Source organism: Terriglobus roseus, from assembly GCF_900105625.1.
Classification (GTDB): Bacteria; Acidobacteriota; Terriglobia; order Terriglobales; family Acidobacteriaceae; genus Terriglobus; species Terriglobus roseus_B.
Genome location: NZ_FNSD01000001.1, coordinates 1,486,828 through 1,502,524, shown reverse-complemented (window position 1 = coordinate 1,502,524; position 15,697 = coordinate 1,486,828). Strand labels below are relative to the sequence as shown.

The following is a 15,697-nucleotide window of genomic DNA, read 5'->3' as shown; positions in this document are numbered from 1 at the left end:
GAGCATAAGAATATCCCGCTGCACAGGTATTTGAATGCAGCGGGCGAGTCTGTGACATTCAAATGACTAGGTTCGGCGATGGATCGTTACAGCATTAGCCTGATCGATCGAAGTAAGTAGGACAGACGACACATTGACGTGCGCGGGGCGTGTGACAGCCCACAGGATCGCATCGGCGACGTCGTCGGGCGTGAGCGGTGTGGTGTTGGCGTAGACCTTCGCTGCACGCTCTTTGTCGCCGCCGAAGCGGATCTCGCTGAAGCGGGTCTCCACCATGCCGGGATCGACACTCGTCACGCGGACTGCGGTTCCGAGCAGGTCAATTCGCATGCCCTCGCTCAGGATTTTCTCCGCGGCTTTTGTAGCGCAGTAGACTGCGCCGCCGGCATAGGCGGTCCAGCCGGCCGTCGATCCCAGGTTGATGACGTGGCCTGCATTACGTGTCACCATGCCAGGGAGGACCGCACGCGTGACATACAGCAAGCCCTTCATGTTGGTATCGATCATCTCTTCCCAGTTTTCGATGTCATCCAGATAGATCTTTTCCAGGCCGCGCGCTAGGCCCGCGTTGTTCACGAGAATCTCGATGGATTGCCACTCGGCGGGCAGAGAAGCGATCGCGCTGGCGACGTCGGCGCGCCGGGTTACATCGAGCGCGAGAGTATGGACATCTGCAGCGCCCGCTGCCTTTAGTTCGTCACGCATCGCGTCGAGAGCATCCGTCGTGCGCGCGCATAGCAGCAGCTTTGCACCCGCCGCGGCAAGCGCCAATGCTGTCGATTTGCCGATGCCTGCGCTGGCGCCGGTGATGAATGCGATCTTTCCCGCGATGCTGATGCCCATGTTCTCCTCGGTGTGACTCGTTGGAATTGGCTTTCTTTCATCGTAACGAAAGGAAGTCACCGTGAGTGACCAATGCGCAACAGGCATCCGAGACGAAGCGTCTCCAGACGCAACATCTCCAAACGCAACACAGGGCTGCCGAAGCAGCCCTGTGTTGCATGCATTGTGGTGGGTGGCTTGTTGTTACTGAACCGGACTCGGCTCAGCCTGTGTCGTCACGCCGATGGATGGGCCGGAGACGACCATCTCCACACGGCGATTTTGCGCCTTGCCGGCAGCAGTGCTGTTGTCAGCCACGGGGTTCGACTTGCCGAAACCCATCGAAGTAACGTTCGCAGGGCTGACACCGTTGTTGACGAGGAAGGCGCGGGTGGAATCAGCACGGCTCTGGCTCAACTTCAGGTTAAGCTCGTCGCTGCCCACGGAGTCCGTGTAGCCGTCGATCTGCAGCTTCAGGTCGGGGTACTGCATCAGGATGGCCGAGACTTTCGCCAGGGAGATCTGCGCGTTCTGCTTGAGAGCGCTCTTACCGGTGTCGAAAAGCACATCGCCCAGTGTCACGACAAGACCGCGAGCTGTCTCCTGCGTTGCCAGAACGGCATTGAGCTGTGCGCGAAGTCTCTCGCGCATGGCCTTCACCGACTGCTGCGCGGCGGCTGCCTTTGCATCGGCTGCAGCGGCATTTGCGTTAGCATCGGCTGCTGCCGCTTCCGCGCGAGCACGCTCTGCTGCTTCACGATCAGCCGCAGCCTTGGCGCGTTCTGCAGCCAGTGCGGACTGCTGTGCTTCCATCTGCGAAGCCTGTGCCTGCAGCTGCGCATCCTTACGTGCGTTTACTTCTGCCAGCGAACGCTCCTGCTCCTTCTTGCGAAGGGTGCTGACGCGCGCATCTTCCGAGCGCTGCACAGCCTCGCGAGCCATGGTGATTTCCATCTTCTCGTCGCGGTGCTTGCTCTGATCCATGTCATCCGCGTTCTGCAGCGAGGTCTTGACCTGGGCAATGATGTCTGGCGCGTACTTATCTGCACCGGCCATCAAGGCAATCTGGTAGGCATTATGTGCCTCATAGAGTTCAAGCGGGCTGTGCTCATTGCGCGTTACCGGACGGAAAACGGTCTTCGAACCTTCCGTCTGTGCATACAGACCCTTGGGCAGCAGAGTGTACTTTGCATTGACCTTTTCAAGGACGCCATTCGTCTTGTCTTCGATGATGTGGTTCTCCATCACGACAACGTCGCTGGGAACCTTCACGGCAAAGTAAGGCTCTGCCGTAACAATCATGCCGAAGGATTGCAGATTGCTTGTGACCTGCATGTCGACGGTGTGGTCGCCACCGGTCGGAAGCACTTCGCCGAGGTTCTGCGGTGCACCGTCTGGCGTAATGGCCCAAAGCACATAGGTCAGGTATTCCGGTCCGAATCCGTTGGCGGGTGTCAGTCCCTTCAACTTGACTTCGATGTTGATGCGGCCCTTGCCGCTGTCGACCTTTGCTTCACCCTTGGCATTCGGCAACAGGGGCGTACCGGCGAAAGCGAGTTTGGTCGAGCCGCTGCGATGCAGGTAGTTCACAGCGTCCAGGTCACGACGGACCACATTGACGCGATAAAGCGGCACGCCGTTCAGCTCACCGACCGGCTTGCCGCCATTTTGAACACCAGTACGCGTCTGCGGATCTGCCGTGGGATTCAGTTCCTGCGCATGCGCAAAAGCACCGCAAGCGAGTGCACTGGTCAACAGCGCTGCTGCGCCAAACTGAATTGCCTTGTTTCCCATACGATTCATGATTCCCTCGTGATCTTTCGATCATTCCTAAATGACGGTCCGCTCCGGCGCGCACTTGCAGCGCAGGCGTCTCCGTCTCAATACAAGGGATGCAATCATGTCGAGCGCGGTAGTCTACCAGCGAAAGGATTGCCGGTGACGATTTTTCTTCGCTTCTGGTTGCTTTTCTCAAGAAAACTTTCGGGGGATGGACAAATCGCTTAGAACCCAAAGTGAAAGAATGCTACCCGACAGACTCGTCGCGTCCGGGACGTGTCATCAGCGCCCTGATCGCGTCGACGGGCGATCGATCACCATGCAGGATGCCGTACATCTCACTCGTGATTGGCATCTCGATACCATGACGCTGCGCGAGGCCAAGTGCGGCACCGGTGCATCGAACGCCCTCCGCAACCTTGCCGTTCAGACTCGCCAGGATCTCCGGCAGCTTGCGCCCGCGTCCCAGCTCCACGCCAACGGTACGGTTGCGCGAAAGCGAACCAGTGCACGTGAGCACCAGGTCACCGTAACCGGCCAGACCAGCCATCGTCTCCGGACGGCCGCCACAGGCAACCGCGAGACGCGTGATCTCAGCCATGCCGCGCGTGATGAGAGCAGCCGATGCATTGCTGCCCAGTTGCAGGCCATCCACCACGCCGGCTGCAAGTGCAATGACGTTCTTGAGCGCACCACCGAGCTCGACACCGACGACATCGTCGTTGGTGTAAACGCGAAGCGACTCCGAGGAGAAGTCACGCTGTAAGGCGAGCGCAACATCGGTATGACGTGTGGCGAGTGTGATCGCCGTCGGCAGTGCAGCCGCAACCTCACGCGCGAACGACGGTCCACCCAGTGTGGCGAAGCGGACGGGAGAGGCGGCGGCGACCACCTCACTCATGCGGTGATAGGTTCCGTCCTGGATGCCCTTTGCGGCAGAGACAAAGACGTGCCCGGGACGCAGCTGCGGAGCGATGGTAGCGATGGTTTGTCCCATGTACTCCGACGGCGTCACGGCCAACAGCACATCGGCCGTATCCACTGCGGCAGAGAGTGAAGCTGTGACTGCGAGATCTGCCGGCAGGGGGAAGCCGGGAAGAAACTTCGCGTTCTCGCCGGTTTGCTGCATCGCTTCCGCATGCGCAGGCGTGTGCGCCCACAGGGTAACGCTGTGACGGCCCTGACGTGCCAGCGACAAGGCCAGCGCCGTTCCCCAAGCACCTGCTCCCAGAACTGCGATGCGGCTCATGCTGTAGGCTTCGTCCCAAATTTCGGTTCTGTGTGTGCGAGCAACCGGCTGATGTTCCCATGGTGCTTCGCGATCACCAGTACAGGCATCGCCAGATAGACGAGGTCTACGATCGGCTGTCGTCGCGAGTCGAACACAATGCAAAGCACTGCAAGGGATATCGCGCCGACGATGGACGCCAGGGATACATAACGCGTGAGCATGAATACGACAGCGAAAATCCCGACGCAGATGAGCGTTGTGAGCGGCATCATGGCAGCGAAGACACCCGCTGCAGTCGCAACACCCTTGCCGCCGCGGAAACCAAGCCAGACGGGGAAGACGTGGCCGAGTACGGCGAACAGGCCGGCAACCGCTTCGAGACTGTAGCCGTTGGGGAAGCCGGTCGCCTGAGCCATATGCTGTGCGATCACGACGGCCAACGCGCCCTTCAGTGCATCGAGCACGAGAGTTGCAATGCCGAGACCTTTGGCACCGGAACGAGCGACGTTGGTCGCTCCAATGTTGCCGGAGCCGGTCTCGCGGATGTCCTCATTGCGAAAGGTCCGGACAAGAAGATATCCCGTCGGAATGGACCCGATGAGGTAGGCGACGGCGAGCGTGATGATCCAGAGAAGAAGAGGAGTCATAGCGGACCTTGAGTCTATCAGCGTGTGGCTACAGCAGCTTGTGACGCAGCAGGCTCAGAGCGTGTTGCGAGGTGAACCAGCGAACCCGTTCGCGGTCGCCCATCAGGTTGAGTTCGCGGACCTCTGTACCGTTGGCATCGGCAAGTGCAAGGTAAACGCGGCCCACGGGCTTGTTGAGGGTCGCACCGCCAGGGCCTGCGATGCCGGTGACGCCAATGCCCAGGTCTGCGCCGGTACGTATGCGGATGCCTTCGGCCAGTGCACGCGCGACCTCTTCACTGACTGCGCCGTGTTGCTGAATCAATGGCTTGGGGACGTCGACGAGTGCTGTCTTGAGAGCGTCTGCATACACCACAACGCCGCCGAGAAATGAGCGCGAGGAACCAGGGATAGCCGTGAGCCGTTGCGCGATCAGGCCGCCCGTGCAGCTTTCGGCCGTGGCGAGCGTCAGGTGTCGCATGCCCATCATCAGCAGCACGACCTGCTCCAGTGACTCCCCATCAGCCGAAAAGACGAAGTCCATCATTTCCTGCTCGCAGAGTGACAGCACTTCATCGACGCGAGCCTGTGCTTCTTCCAGCGTTGGCTTCGCACAGGCGAAGTGGAGCTGGATCTCGCCCTGTGTGCTCAGGATCGTTGTCTGCACGTCGGTGAACTGCATGTAGATCGGGGAGGTGCGCGCGTCGACTTCGCTCTCCGGCACGACGGCCATGCGCAATTGTCCGATGGCGATGTGCTGCTGTGGAACGACACGTTGCAGCCGCTGCTTCACCTGGTCGGCATAGAGCGCGGTGAGTTCCTTCGGCGGCCCAGGCAGCAGCACGATGTAGCGTGGCTTGCCCTCGTATTCTGTGGCGATCCACTGGCCGGGCGCGGTACCGTTTGCGTTGGGCAGCAGCTCTGCGCCGTCGATGACATCGCCCTGCTTGAAGTTGATGGCCTGGATGGCGATGCCACGCTTGGCGAAGCGCGCCTTCAATGCGTCGACCACGGTCTCATTGCGCGTCAGGCCAACACCCAGCGCCGCAGCGACAGCTTCGCGCGTCAGGTCGTCTTCGGTGGGACCAAGGCCGCCGGAGAAGATGACGATGTCGGCGCGGTGGAGCGCGATGCGCGCGCACTCGGTCAATTGCTCCATGGAGTCGCCGAGGATGGTCTTGAACGCAACAGAGACGCCGAGCTTGTTGAGTTCGGCCGTGAGTGCGAGGGAGTTGGTGTCTTGCCGGAAGGGCGTCAGCATCTCGCTGCCGACGGCGATAATTTCAGCGATCATGATGGTCTTACGATGCACGCTGCGGCCTTAGCGGCTCAAGCGTCCCTCAACATCCATCTCCACGGTATAAAGTCCGCTGGTCGTGGCGAGAACTACAGCGTTGTCGTCGGTGAACGCCAGCCCCACGAGGCCGCTGCCGCTGATGGCAACGGAAGCTTCCTTCTGCGGTGTGATGCGGATGATGCCTCGCTCACCGTGCAGGGAAGCGGCGACGTAGACGTTGTCGTCCATGTCGACGGCCATGCCCTGCGGACGGCCCAGGCCGCGATACCAGACGCTGACTTCCCCCTCGGGCGAGATGGCGTGGATGGCCTCGTTGCTGCTGGTTGTGGGGCCAGTGACGAGGAGTGTGCCGTCGCCGGTGAAGGCGAGGTGATAGGCCGAAACAGAGGGCTCCAGCGTCGCGAAGACGAAGACTGCGCCCTGCGTGTTCAGCTTGAAGATGGTGCCGCTGCGATCGCCCACGTAGCAGTTGCCATCGTCGTCAAAGGCCAGGCCGGTGGCGACACCCATGCCCTCTGCCCACTGTGCCATCGCGCCGTCCGGGCTGATCCGGTAGACCGTACCCTCCGCGCGCGAAGAGCAGTAGAGATAGCCGTCTGGGCCAAAGGCCAGGCCGCTGGCGTTGGGCAGGCCGCGCACGAAGGCGCGCATACTGAACTCGCGGTCGATACGGAAGATGGAAACAGGAACTTCCTGCCCGCGGGAGCCGGAGAAGGTTGCGTAGACATTGCCCTCACCGTCGATCGCCGGATTCGCGATCGGATGAAGATTGTCTGCGATGGGCACGGCCACACGCAGCGGCAGGGTGTTCGAATGGCTCTCGCCGAGCCGCAGCGTGACGTCCCCTGAGATCGCGCCGTCCGGGACTCGCACCGTCACGCGGGTCGACGATGTGAGTGTGGTCGCCGCGGGCGTTTCGCCGATGGTGATCAGCGGCTGAAGGGTGCCGCCAAGGTGCGTTCCGCGCAGGTCAACAACACCATCCGGCATCGCCGCAGAGGGCGTGACGGAGACAAGGTGCGGTGCGTTCGGGTCAGCATGGCCGCGAAGGTGATCGAGAAGAGTCATCACCTTTCAGGGTATGCCTGCGACATCTTCGGTGCAAACGGCTAATGCTTCGGCGCGTTCGCGGCAATCTGCCAGACGATGTATGCCTGCTGCATCACGGTCTGCAGGATCAGCGCGTAGACGCCTGCGCCAAGGTCATCGACCATGATGCCTGTGCCTGCGGGCAGTTTCTCCAGCCGGCGGATCGGCGGCGGCTTCAGGATATCGAAGACGCGGAAGCAGACCAGGCCCAGGAGGGCGAAGGGCATCTGGGGCAGGCAGAAGACCAGCGTCAGCCACTGTCCCGCCACCTCGTCGATCACGACGATCTGTGGGTCCTTGCGACCGCTCTCCTGAGCGACGCGCGTTGCTGCCGGGATGCCAACGAGCGTTGCCAGCCCGGCCATACCCAGCGTGATCAGCGGCAGCCAGTGCAGCGGCACGTGGCGCGCGACGGCAAACCAGATCAGCGTGGCGGCAACGGACCCATACGTCCCGGGGCCGGGCTTCATGAGACCCGCACCGAAGAAGGTGCCTGCAATCCACGCCCAGCGTGTGCGCTTTACGCCGGCGAGACCGGCCGCAGGTCCGTCATAGTTACCTTCTGCACTCACGCCCTAGGTCTCACTGCTGCGGTTCTGCTCGCGGACGAGGTCTTCCAGCAGATCGGGATCGTGAATGGGCGAAGTGATCTTGTAGTCTCCGCTGGCCCACTTGCCGAGGTCGATAATGCGGCAGCGATCACTGCAGAAGGGGAAGTCTGGGTTGTCGGCTGTCACGGTTTTTTTGCATGTCGGGCAGTGCAGTGCTTTGTTGGACATTGTGCTAGCTCACGGGTTCGACCGGTACCCACAGTTCGATGGGACCTGTCTCAGATTCAGGGTCGTAGCGATCATCGTAGCGCTCAAAGGCCGGCGACTTTGCAAGGTTGTAGCCGGAAGTCGGCAGCCAGCTTGCGTAGATCGCTGACCATTGTTCGCCGATGTGCTCGAGGCCGTCGATGGTGAAGACGACATAGCGTGCTGCAGGCAGCGTCTCGCGATGCGGCGAACGCACACCGTCAAAGCTCGGCACTTCGATCGCACACATGTAGTCCATGGTCTCGTCGTCCGCGCGGATGACTACACCGTAGGTCACGCTGGCGGTATGAATCTCCGGCACGTCCAGCGCGAAGAAGTCGCCCCATTGCACGGGGATCGACTCCGCAGCAACCGCAATGGTGTGCGTCTGCAGCGATCCGGCAAGCAGGCGCTTTGCGCCGTCGCGGAACTTCGGGCTGGGCAGTGTCGTGGACATGATTTACGCGGTCGCCTTGGCAGCGGTCATCTGTGCGCGGCGGGCAGCAAGGTTCTTCTTAACGCCTTCGAACATGGCCTGAGCCTTCTCACTGGCGTCGACCAGCTTCTTGGTGCTGGGCATGAAGGTGTTGCCGGTTGCCTCTTCCGAGATGTCGGCAAACTTGGCGCGGAGGAACAAGGCTTCGCCTTGTGTTGCAAGGTAGAGTTCGGCATCGACGGCGCCATGCAGCGGCAGCTGCGCCATGCCTTCCCAGAAACTGATCACCTGGCGCCAGTAGACGTTGTTCGGGTTTGTCGGCTTGTGGATCTCCTTGAACTCATCCACGGTTGTCGGCCAGAACTCCATACCGACGTAGTTGCGCGCCTTGCGCATGACTTCTTCGCGGCGGAGGTCGTAGAGCTTCAGGATGATGTCTGCATCTGCTGGTGTTGCCATATATCGTGTCGTTCCTCGTGAGAATTAGCGTGGGCCTTCAGGCCGCCGTCGCGCGTTTGGGACGTTAACCCAGGGCGTCGCCCTGGGCTAGGATAGCTCGCGGCTTCCGCGCGATGGTCTCTCGTGCGGAAGAAGTCACGATGAAGTCGCGAGCAGATGGGCTAGTCGAGAATGCGCGCAACCACGTCGTAATCGTGCGCTTCGGTGATTTCGGCTCGGTAGAAGGTACCGGGGACGAGCGCTTCTCGGTCTCCGAAGTCGTTGATGAGGACGTGACCGTCGATCTCCGGGGCCTGCTGCATGGTGCGTGCCTGCCAGAGAAGCTCGGTCTCTTCGCTTGGGCCTTCGACCAGCACTTCGACCTCGCGGCCGACCTGCGCTGCGCGTGCCTTGGCGCTGATCTTGAGCTGGGTGCGCATCAGGCGGCGGCGGCGGGCTTCGATGGTGCGCTTGGGCACCTTCTCGCCCAGGTCGAAGGCTGCTGCGCCTTCTTCGTCGGAGTAGCTGAAGACACCGAGCCAGTCGATCTTTGCAGCCTTGATGAAGCTCTCAAGTTCCTCGAACTCCGCGTCCGTCTCGCCGGGGAAGCCGACGATGAACGCGGTACGGATTGCGATGCCGGGGACGATAGTCCGAGCCTTATCAATCATCCTGAGGAAGATGTCGCCGGAGCCGCCTCTCTTCATACGCTTCAGTGTCGCGGGCGCTGCGTGCTGCAGCGGCACATCGAGGTACTTCGCAATGTTGTCGTGGGCGGCGATGGTTTCGAGCAGCTTCGTCGTGACCTTGTTCGGGTAGGCATAGAGGAAGCGCAGCCACTTGATCTTGCCGATGCCTTCGACGTGCATGGTCGCGAGTGCTTCGAGCAGCGTTGCCAAGCCGTCGCGCAGGCCGAGGTCTTCACCGAAGCAGGTAGTGTCCTGGCCGATCAGTGTGAACTCGCGGACGCCCTGACGCATCAGGTTTTCGGCCTCGTTCAGGATCGACGAGATACGGCGCGAGCGGAACTTGCCGCGCAGCTGCGGGATGATGCAGAAGCCGCAGGGATGATCGCAGCCCTCGGCGATCTTGATGTATGCCGACGCGCGCGGCGTGGTCAGGATGCGCGGTGTGTCGTCGCTGTACAGGTAGCTTGGCAGCTCGGCGGTGGCGCCGTCCCAGGCGTCGCGATTGAAGCGGCCATTGCGCTCGCGCAGGTCGCCTTCGGGGCGCGAGGTCTGCTGCGGCACGTCCATCTGCGAGTGCTTGCGCACGGCGCTGGAGGCGCGGTCGATCAGGTTGCTCTCCGCGATGCTGGCGGACGAGAGATTACCCTGAGCTGCTTCCACCTGGAGGGCGGCAGCGCCACCGAGTTCCAGATGCACATGATCATGCGAATGCGCGTTGACCGCGACGGCGCCGTGCTCCAGTTGAGCCATCGAAGGATCGCCATTGACCGGCGTAGCTGAGTTGCCGACTTGCTGACTCGCTGACTCGCTGAGGATGTTGAACGGTCCACTCTGCGGCACGGGCTTCGGTGTCAGGCCCGCGGCGCGCAGGATGCCGTCGAGCTCGCCGGTGCCAAGGACCGCATCGACCTCTGGGATGTTCTTCTGGATCTCGTCGCGGTAGCGTTCGACGAGGCAGCCGGTGACGATGAGCTTGCGGGCGCGGCCACCGGTTTTGTGCGCGACCATCTCGAGGATGGTGTTCACACTCTCCTGTTTCGCGCTGTCGATGAAGCTGCAGGTGTTCACGACGATGATGTCGGCGTCTTCCGCAGCAGGCGTCAGCTCCGCGCCGGCGTGATGCACCATGCCCATCATGACTTCGCTGTCGACCAGGTTCTTGGGACAGCCAAGGGACACGAAACCAATGCGCGGACGTTCCGGCATGGGAGTAAGTTTATCGATCTGTTCTACGAGTTCTATGGGCACGCGCGTCGCCTTATGGGAGGGGATACCCCTCGCCCTTGCTTTTCGCAAAATGAGTTTCGAAAGGACTTCGTGCGCGTCTCCCGCTAAAAGGACAGACCCACGCGCAAAGAAAACTGATTCGATTGGAGTTAGCGATCACAGTCCAGTCCGCCAACCACGCTGCAATCGCTAGATCACACCATCTATTGTAGCGTTTTCCCGGGAAATTATTGGCGGGTGTAAATCGCTCACGATAAACGACCAACGGTCCCAAGGCCTTGACACGTATTTGGACGACCACCGAAACGGGTGCCCCATTCATCACGGCTCCGTCGTCATGAGTGGGTTTCAGGATTTAGAGGGTCGCGCTTCGCGCGAGATCCCCCTTCATGCGCAAGAGCGCGCATGAAGGGGGCACCGGTTCGGTGACTGTCAGGGCAGTTTGGCCGCTTCGGCTTCGGGGTTCCAGTGGTCGGCGCCGCCTAGGAACGTGCGGGTCTCGAAATCGCGGCGCTGCGTCGAGGTAAGGTGCTTGGCGAAGGGCGTACGTGTAGCGGTGACGGCGCCGGGACCGCCGGAGCCGTCCTCTGCGTAGAAGGCTGTGGCGAGGACGTTGCCGTTGTTCCAGTCGGACCAGCCCGCCGGTTCCAGCCCCTTGTCGATCTGCGTGTTTAGGAAGATCACGCGGGAGTAGGGGCGCCAGGGGCGGCCGAGGAAGACTCCATGGGCGGATTTCTTCGCGGCGTTGTCGGTCATGGCGGTGCCTTCGGCGCCGGGCGCGAAGGTCAGGTGGCTGTTGCGGATGACGTAGCCGGTCGGCTCGTCGGCGCGAAGGCGGCTTTGCGCGGTGATGTAGCCGGGCGCGACAGTGTGTAACTCGACTCGGTCGAAGACCGCGGTGGCATTGCCGAAGACGTAATCCACGGCGCCTTCAATGTAGCTGTCGACGTAGTATTGCCGACCGTAATTGGCGAAGAGCGTGTCTTGGTAGCCGAGAAAGCGGCAGCGTTTGAAGATCGACTTATCCGCCAGCACGGAGACCGCAACAGCTTGGCCAACGTTGCCGGAGGTGTTGGCGAAGGTGAGGTTGACCGCCGCGAAGCCGTTGCCGTTGACCTCGACCGTTTCGGTGAAGAAGGTGCCGCCCGATGTCTTGGCGAAGTGGTCGGAGGTAATGACGGTGTCTTCCGGCCTGGTGCCCAGACCGACGAGCGTCAGGTTGGGGCGGTTCTGCGGGATCCAGAGGCGTTCGTTATAGGTGCCGGGCGTGATGCGGATCGTGACGCGGCCGCCGTTCGTCGGTTCCGGTGCGTGGTCGATGGCGTTCTGGATCGTCGGGAACTCTACCGTGCCGCCGGGTGCAACACCGGGACGTACGAGGACAGTGATGTCGGCCGCATGAGCCGTCAGGGCAACGACGAGTGGCAGCAAGGCGAGGACGCGCATGGACTTCACGTTAGAGGGTCGCGATTGCTGCGGCAAGTTGCAAGGGTTTTGGAAAGGGACGGATTGGGTGCACCGAGCCTATGTCAATCGTAAGGGCACTCCTTTGGCAGTGCCAAGGCACCCTGGATTGAAGGCCGGCTCTAGCCACTGAGGCTTAGCTCTCTTCCAAGTGAGCACGAGCGAAAGCGTACCTCAGGGGCTGAAGCCCCGATTTGCAGGGCGATAGTTTTGCCACCGCTGAAGCTGTGCCCTTCCGAACACGGAGGATTCTGGGCGCTCGACATCTCTTTCGTCCGAACGATTCCACGTCTCAAAGGTGAGACATCTCGACTGGCTTTGAGGCAACCGGTTCGAGACCCGCTCGCGATGGTAGACTGAAGGAGTGCCGGGTCCTACGCGACTCACTCCTGCAAACCCCGCCAGGTCCGGAAGGAAGCAACGGTAGCAGGCTCTTGAGTGCGCAGTGGGTCACCCGGCGCTTTTTCTTTTCCCAATACAATTTGGAACGCGCAGCGCAGTGGGTCACCCGGCGCTTTTTCTTTTCCCAATACAATTTGGAACGCGCAGCGCAGTGGGTCACCCGGCGCTTTTTACATCCACAATTGGCTGCTGCCTGGATGGGGCGCTCGTCCGTCTGCAGTTGGCGGGTAACGGCATGCGTCGTTGGGGCCATTTGCACCGTCGACGGGGCGAAGCGGTATGCTCAACAAGGATATTCATGCGCTGTTTAGCCGGCGCGGAGGAAAGCCAGTTGAGTCTGCAGTTGAAGCCGCGCGTTGCTGCTCGCGCCAAAATTTCGTCTGTCGGGACCTATGTTCCGCCCCGTGTGCTGACCAACGCCGATATGGAGCGGATGGTCGAGACGAACGACCAATGGATCATGGAACGCACTGGTATCCGCGAGCGTCACGTCGTCGACGCCGGTGTTGCCACCAGCGACATGGCTGTGGAGGCCGCGAAGGTATGCCTCGCCAGGCGCGGTATTGATGCCAGCGAGATCGATTGCATCATTGTGGGCACGGTCACGCCGGACATGCTCTTCCCGGCGACTGCCTGCCTGGTGCAGAACAAGCTTGGTGCGAGCAAGGCCTGGGGCTTCGATCTGTCTGCCGCCTGCTCGGCGTTTACGTATTCGCTGCAGGTCGGTGCGCAGTTCATCCAGAGTGGCGCGCACAAGAAGGTCCTGGTGATCGGCGCGGACACGATGAGTTCCATTGTGGATTACACCGACCGTGCCACGTGCATCCTGTTCGGTGATGGCGCCGGATGTGTTCTGCTGGAGCCGTGCGAAGAGGGCGAGGTTGGCCTGATCGACTTCTACCACGAGGTCGATGGCTCGGGTGGCTCGGCATTGTGCATGCCTGCGGGCGGTAGTCTGCATCCACCCAGTGCGGAGACGGTTGCGGCTCGGCAGCACTTCATCAAGCAGGAGGGGCAGACGGTCTACAAGTTTGCCGTGCGCAAGATGATGGAAGCCAGCGAACATGTGCTGCAGGCCAATGGTGTGCTTGGTTCGGAGCTGGCGGCGTTCATCCCGCATCAGGCCAACAAACGCATCATCCTTGCCACGGCAGAGCGCCTGGGCTTGTCGGAGGATCGCGTCGTCATCAACATCGATCGCTATGGCAACACCACCGGCGGCACGATTCCGCTGGCGATGGGAACCGCTCTTGAAGAGAACCGCCTGAAGAAGGGCGATCTGGTTCTGCTCGCGAGCGTTGGAGCCGGGTTCACGGTCGGCGCCACGCTGCTGCGCTGGGAGTTCTAGGTTCAGGGAACAGCGATAGGGAACAGGGCTCGGCTTCGGTCGAGCCTGTTTTTTGGGCCTCGCGATCGTTTTTCAGGATTGCCGGGTTCAGATCCGAGCAACATCCACTCATGCGCAAGAGGTGTGCATGAATGGGGCACCCGGCGCAGTAGAGAAGAGTGCCACGTCCTGCAGGGAGGTAGGTTCTCATCTTGCAACCGCTAGTGCTGCGGAACCTATGTCTCAAAGCGAGACATGGGGCACCCAGTCATTCTGAGAAACCTTGGAGTTCTATTTGTGCCGGCGAAGATCTTCGGGTTCTTCGCTTTGCTCAAGATGACGGAAACTGATCGGTGAGATTGCTATGCCGCGGCAGCGGTGGTGGCGGTCGTCTGTTGCTCGCGGCGACGTAGGCGCAGCTTTACGATCGCATAGATCACGCCAAACCCGACCGATCCCCAGACGATGACGAGCAGAATCCAGCCATAGTGGTCTGCGATGCGTTGGTAAACCGGCATGATCTTGCGGCCGTAGTGCAGGCCCAGCCAGGCGTAGAAGGCGTGACGCAGGAAGCGCGAGACGGTAAAGCTCCAGAAGAAGCGCTTGCGCGACATGCGCATGGCTCCCGCTGCGATCAGAAAGGGCATCAACGGAGCTGGTGGCGGCAACACGGCGGGCAGTGCCACGGAGAGCAGCGCGTGTTCGCTCGTCCAGCGGTGAAGCCTGTCGCGGAAGCGCGCCGGAACATACTTGTCCATCAGGGGAAGGCCACCGGTGACGCCTGCCTGGTAGCTGACGGCACCGCCCACCATGGACCCGATGGTGGCGATGACGGTCACAAGCAGCCATGCCTGCCGCTGTGCGGCGAGCAGGACGACCAGGATGTCTGACGAGCCCGGGATGGGCAGCGGCACGGGCGACGAGTCAATCACGCAGATGAAGAAGAGTCCAAGCAGACCCAGCCGGAAGAAGTACCGGGTGATCCTGCGGCCAGTGCTGGCTGGCTTGTGCGCACCGGTGGACGCAACCGCGTTTGCGGTTGTCTCGGCAGCCTTTTGGAGTAGATCAAGGATCATGAGTCGGTGATTGGACGCTCGCAGGAGCGAGCGGGACTACAGGATGTACTTAGTGGCGTGTGGCTTTGATGATGGCACGGAAAGGAAGTCGGCTGCTGGCCTGCAGGGGTTACAGCAATTGGAGCCGGTATGCGGGCAGCACCTTCGCGCTGGCCGCAAGCTCATAAAAACGGTCGATGGCCCGCAGGCACTCACCGTCCAGGGTGTAATGGATGTTGCTGGTCAGATACCTGCGGATGGTCTCTGCGGAGAGCGGCAGGCGTGTCGTCCATTCGCTGACGAGATCTTCGGTATGGACGAGACCGTGGTCGCGTGAGGTCGTCAGGTCCTCGATGAGTTCCTCGCGCGGGATGCCGCACTTGATCAGGGCTTTCGGCCGGACGGCCCACACCGCCGCGACCCACGGCAAACCGGTGTGTTGACGCCAGAGCGAGGCGACGTCGATCCATGTGTGATCGGCGAAGTCGGTGCGATGTTCGAGCGCGAGGAGAGCCGGGTCGCCGATGAGCAGGGCAGCGTCGCTCGTGGCGAGCATGGCGGGAAGATCCGCGCCTTTCTCGTGCACATGCGGCGTGACGTCGTAGAACTCCCGCAGCATGGTTCGGACGTAGGCGGCGGAGGAGCGCGAGGCCGCGTCGGTTGCGAGTGTCTTCACGGTCGCCAGCGTGACGCCGGGCCTGAGCACGAGCTGGATCGATCGCACCGCGTGCAGCGATGCGATGGTGCAGCCGGGGACCGCAACGACTTGCGGCATGCTCGCAAGGGCCGCGATGGGAATCAGGCCCAGGTCGGCCTCTCCCGCGGCGAGTTGCGCAGCGCACTGCGATGGCAGCGTGTAGCGCACATCATAGCGCTCGATCAGGTGCCGGCTGGCAGGCGCATGTTCAAAATCCCAGAGGAGTGGTGCGGGATTGAGGAAGCTGATGGCGGCGATACGAAGACGAGACACTTGTCTTTAGAGTACCGAGAGCCATCGTTAGGTTCGGGCTGATCGATG

Annotated in this window: 15 protein-coding genes and 1 other RNA gene; 2 read left to right on the top strand and 14 right to left on the bottom strand. The window is 61.5% G+C overall.

Translation table 11 applies throughout. The features are described from left to right. Positions 1-66 precede the first annotated feature (66 nt). From BLW03_RS06050 to BLW03_RS05995, 12 genes are all read right to left on the bottom strand, one after another. On the bottom strand, positions 67-843 hold the full coding sequence (locus tag BLW03_RS06050; protein WP_074655803.1) for an SDR family NAD(P)-dependent oxidoreductase: 777 nt from the start codon (positions 841-843) through the stop codon (positions 67-69). 183 nt (positions 844-1,026) lie between these two features. Further along, positions 1,027-2,625, bottom strand: a complete 1,599-nt coding sequence (locus BLW03_RS06045; RefSeq protein ID WP_074652804.1) for an OmpA family protein — start codon at positions 2,623-2,625, stop codon at positions 1,027-1,029. Positions 2,626-2,848: 223 nt separating this feature from the next. Continuing rightward, positions 2,849-3,850, bottom strand: a complete 1,002-nt coding sequence (locus BLW03_RS06040) for an NAD(P)H-dependent glycerol-3-phosphate dehydrogenase (RefSeq protein ID WP_074652803.1) — start codon at positions 3,848-3,850, stop codon at positions 2,849-2,851. Next, entirely contained in the window at positions 3,847-4,479 is a 633-nt protein-coding gene (gene plsY / locus BLW03_RS06035; protein ID WP_074652802.1) for a glycerol-3-phosphate 1-O-acyltransferase PlsY, read from the bottom strand. The genes BLW03_RS06040 and plsY overlap by 4 nt, the downstream gene beginning before the upstream one ends. A gap of 28 nt (positions 4,480-4,507) precedes the next feature. Then, positions 4,508-5,752, bottom strand: coding sequence for a competence/damage-inducible protein A (locus BLW03_RS06030; RefSeq protein ID WP_074652801.1), 1,245 nt, complete (start codon positions 5,750-5,752; stop codon positions 4,508-4,510). A 27-nt stretch (positions 5,753-5,779) separates the two neighbouring features. After that, complete coding sequence (locus BLW03_RS06025; RefSeq protein WP_074652800.1) at positions 5,780-6,823, bottom strand: IPT/TIG domain-containing protein; 1,044 nt, start codon at positions 6,821-6,823, stop codon at positions 5,780-5,782. 41 nt (positions 6,824-6,864) lie between these two features. After that, entirely contained in the window at positions 6,865-7,416 is a 552-nt protein-coding gene (locus tag BLW03_RS06020) for a phosphatidylglycerophosphatase A family protein (RefSeq protein ID WP_074652799.1), read from the bottom strand. Between the two features lie 3 nt (positions 7,417-7,419). Further along, positions 7,420-7,623: a DNA gyrase inhibitor YacG gene (locus BLW03_RS06015; RefSeq protein ID WP_074652798.1), complete on the bottom strand. Its 204-nt coding sequence runs from the start codon at positions 7,621-7,623 to the stop codon at positions 7,420-7,422. Between the two features lie 4 nt (positions 7,624-7,627). Next, entirely contained in the window at positions 7,628-8,098 is a 471-nt protein-coding gene (locus BLW03_RS06010) for a GyrI-like domain-containing protein (RefSeq protein ID WP_074652797.1), read from the bottom strand. A 3-nt stretch (positions 8,099-8,101) separates the two neighbouring features. Continuing rightward, positions 8,102-8,536 carry a DUF4760 domain-containing protein gene (locus BLW03_RS06005; RefSeq protein WP_074652796.1) on the bottom strand — a complete coding sequence of 145 codons (435 nt, stop codon included), beginning with the start codon at positions 8,534-8,536 and terminating at the stop codon, positions 8,102-8,104. 161 nt (positions 8,537-8,697) lie between these two features. Further along, positions 8,698-10,410, bottom strand: a complete 1,713-nt coding sequence (locus BLW03_RS06000) for a MiaB/RimO family radical SAM methylthiotransferase (protein ID WP_074652795.1) — start codon at positions 10,408-10,410, stop codon at positions 8,698-8,700. 453 nt (positions 10,411-10,863) lie between these two features. Continuing rightward, a complete protein-coding gene (locus tag BLW03_RS05995) occupies positions 10,864-11,877 on the bottom strand; it encodes a pectinesterase family protein (RefSeq protein WP_074652794.1) in 1,014 nt (337 codons plus the stop codon). Between the two features lie 383 nt (positions 11,878-12,260). Between BLW03_RS05995 and ffs the strand changes: the two genes are divergently transcribed. Then, positions 12,261-12,358: signal recognition particle sRNA small type (ffs, locus tag BLW03_RS05990), an RNA gene on the top strand. Positions 12,359-12,595: 237 nt separating this feature from the next. After that, positions 12,596-13,645: a beta-ketoacyl-ACP synthase III gene (locus BLW03_RS05985; RefSeq protein ID WP_139285115.1), complete on the top strand. Its 1,050-nt coding sequence runs from the start codon at positions 12,596-12,598 to the stop codon at positions 13,643-13,645. 341 nt (positions 13,646-13,986) lie between these two features. Here BLW03_RS05985 and BLW03_RS05980 read toward each other — a convergent pair whose 3' ends face one another. Then, entirely contained in the window at positions 13,987-14,700 is a 714-nt protein-coding gene (locus BLW03_RS05980; protein WP_074652793.1) for a YqaA family protein, read from the bottom strand. 109 nt (positions 14,701-14,809) lie between these two features. Further along, positions 14,810-15,649: a menaquinone biosynthetic enzyme MqnA/MqnD family protein gene (locus BLW03_RS05975; RefSeq protein ID WP_074652792.1), complete on the bottom strand. Its 840-nt coding sequence runs from the start codon at positions 15,647-15,649 to the stop codon at positions 14,810-14,812. Positions 15,650-15,697 lie beyond the last annotated feature (48 nt).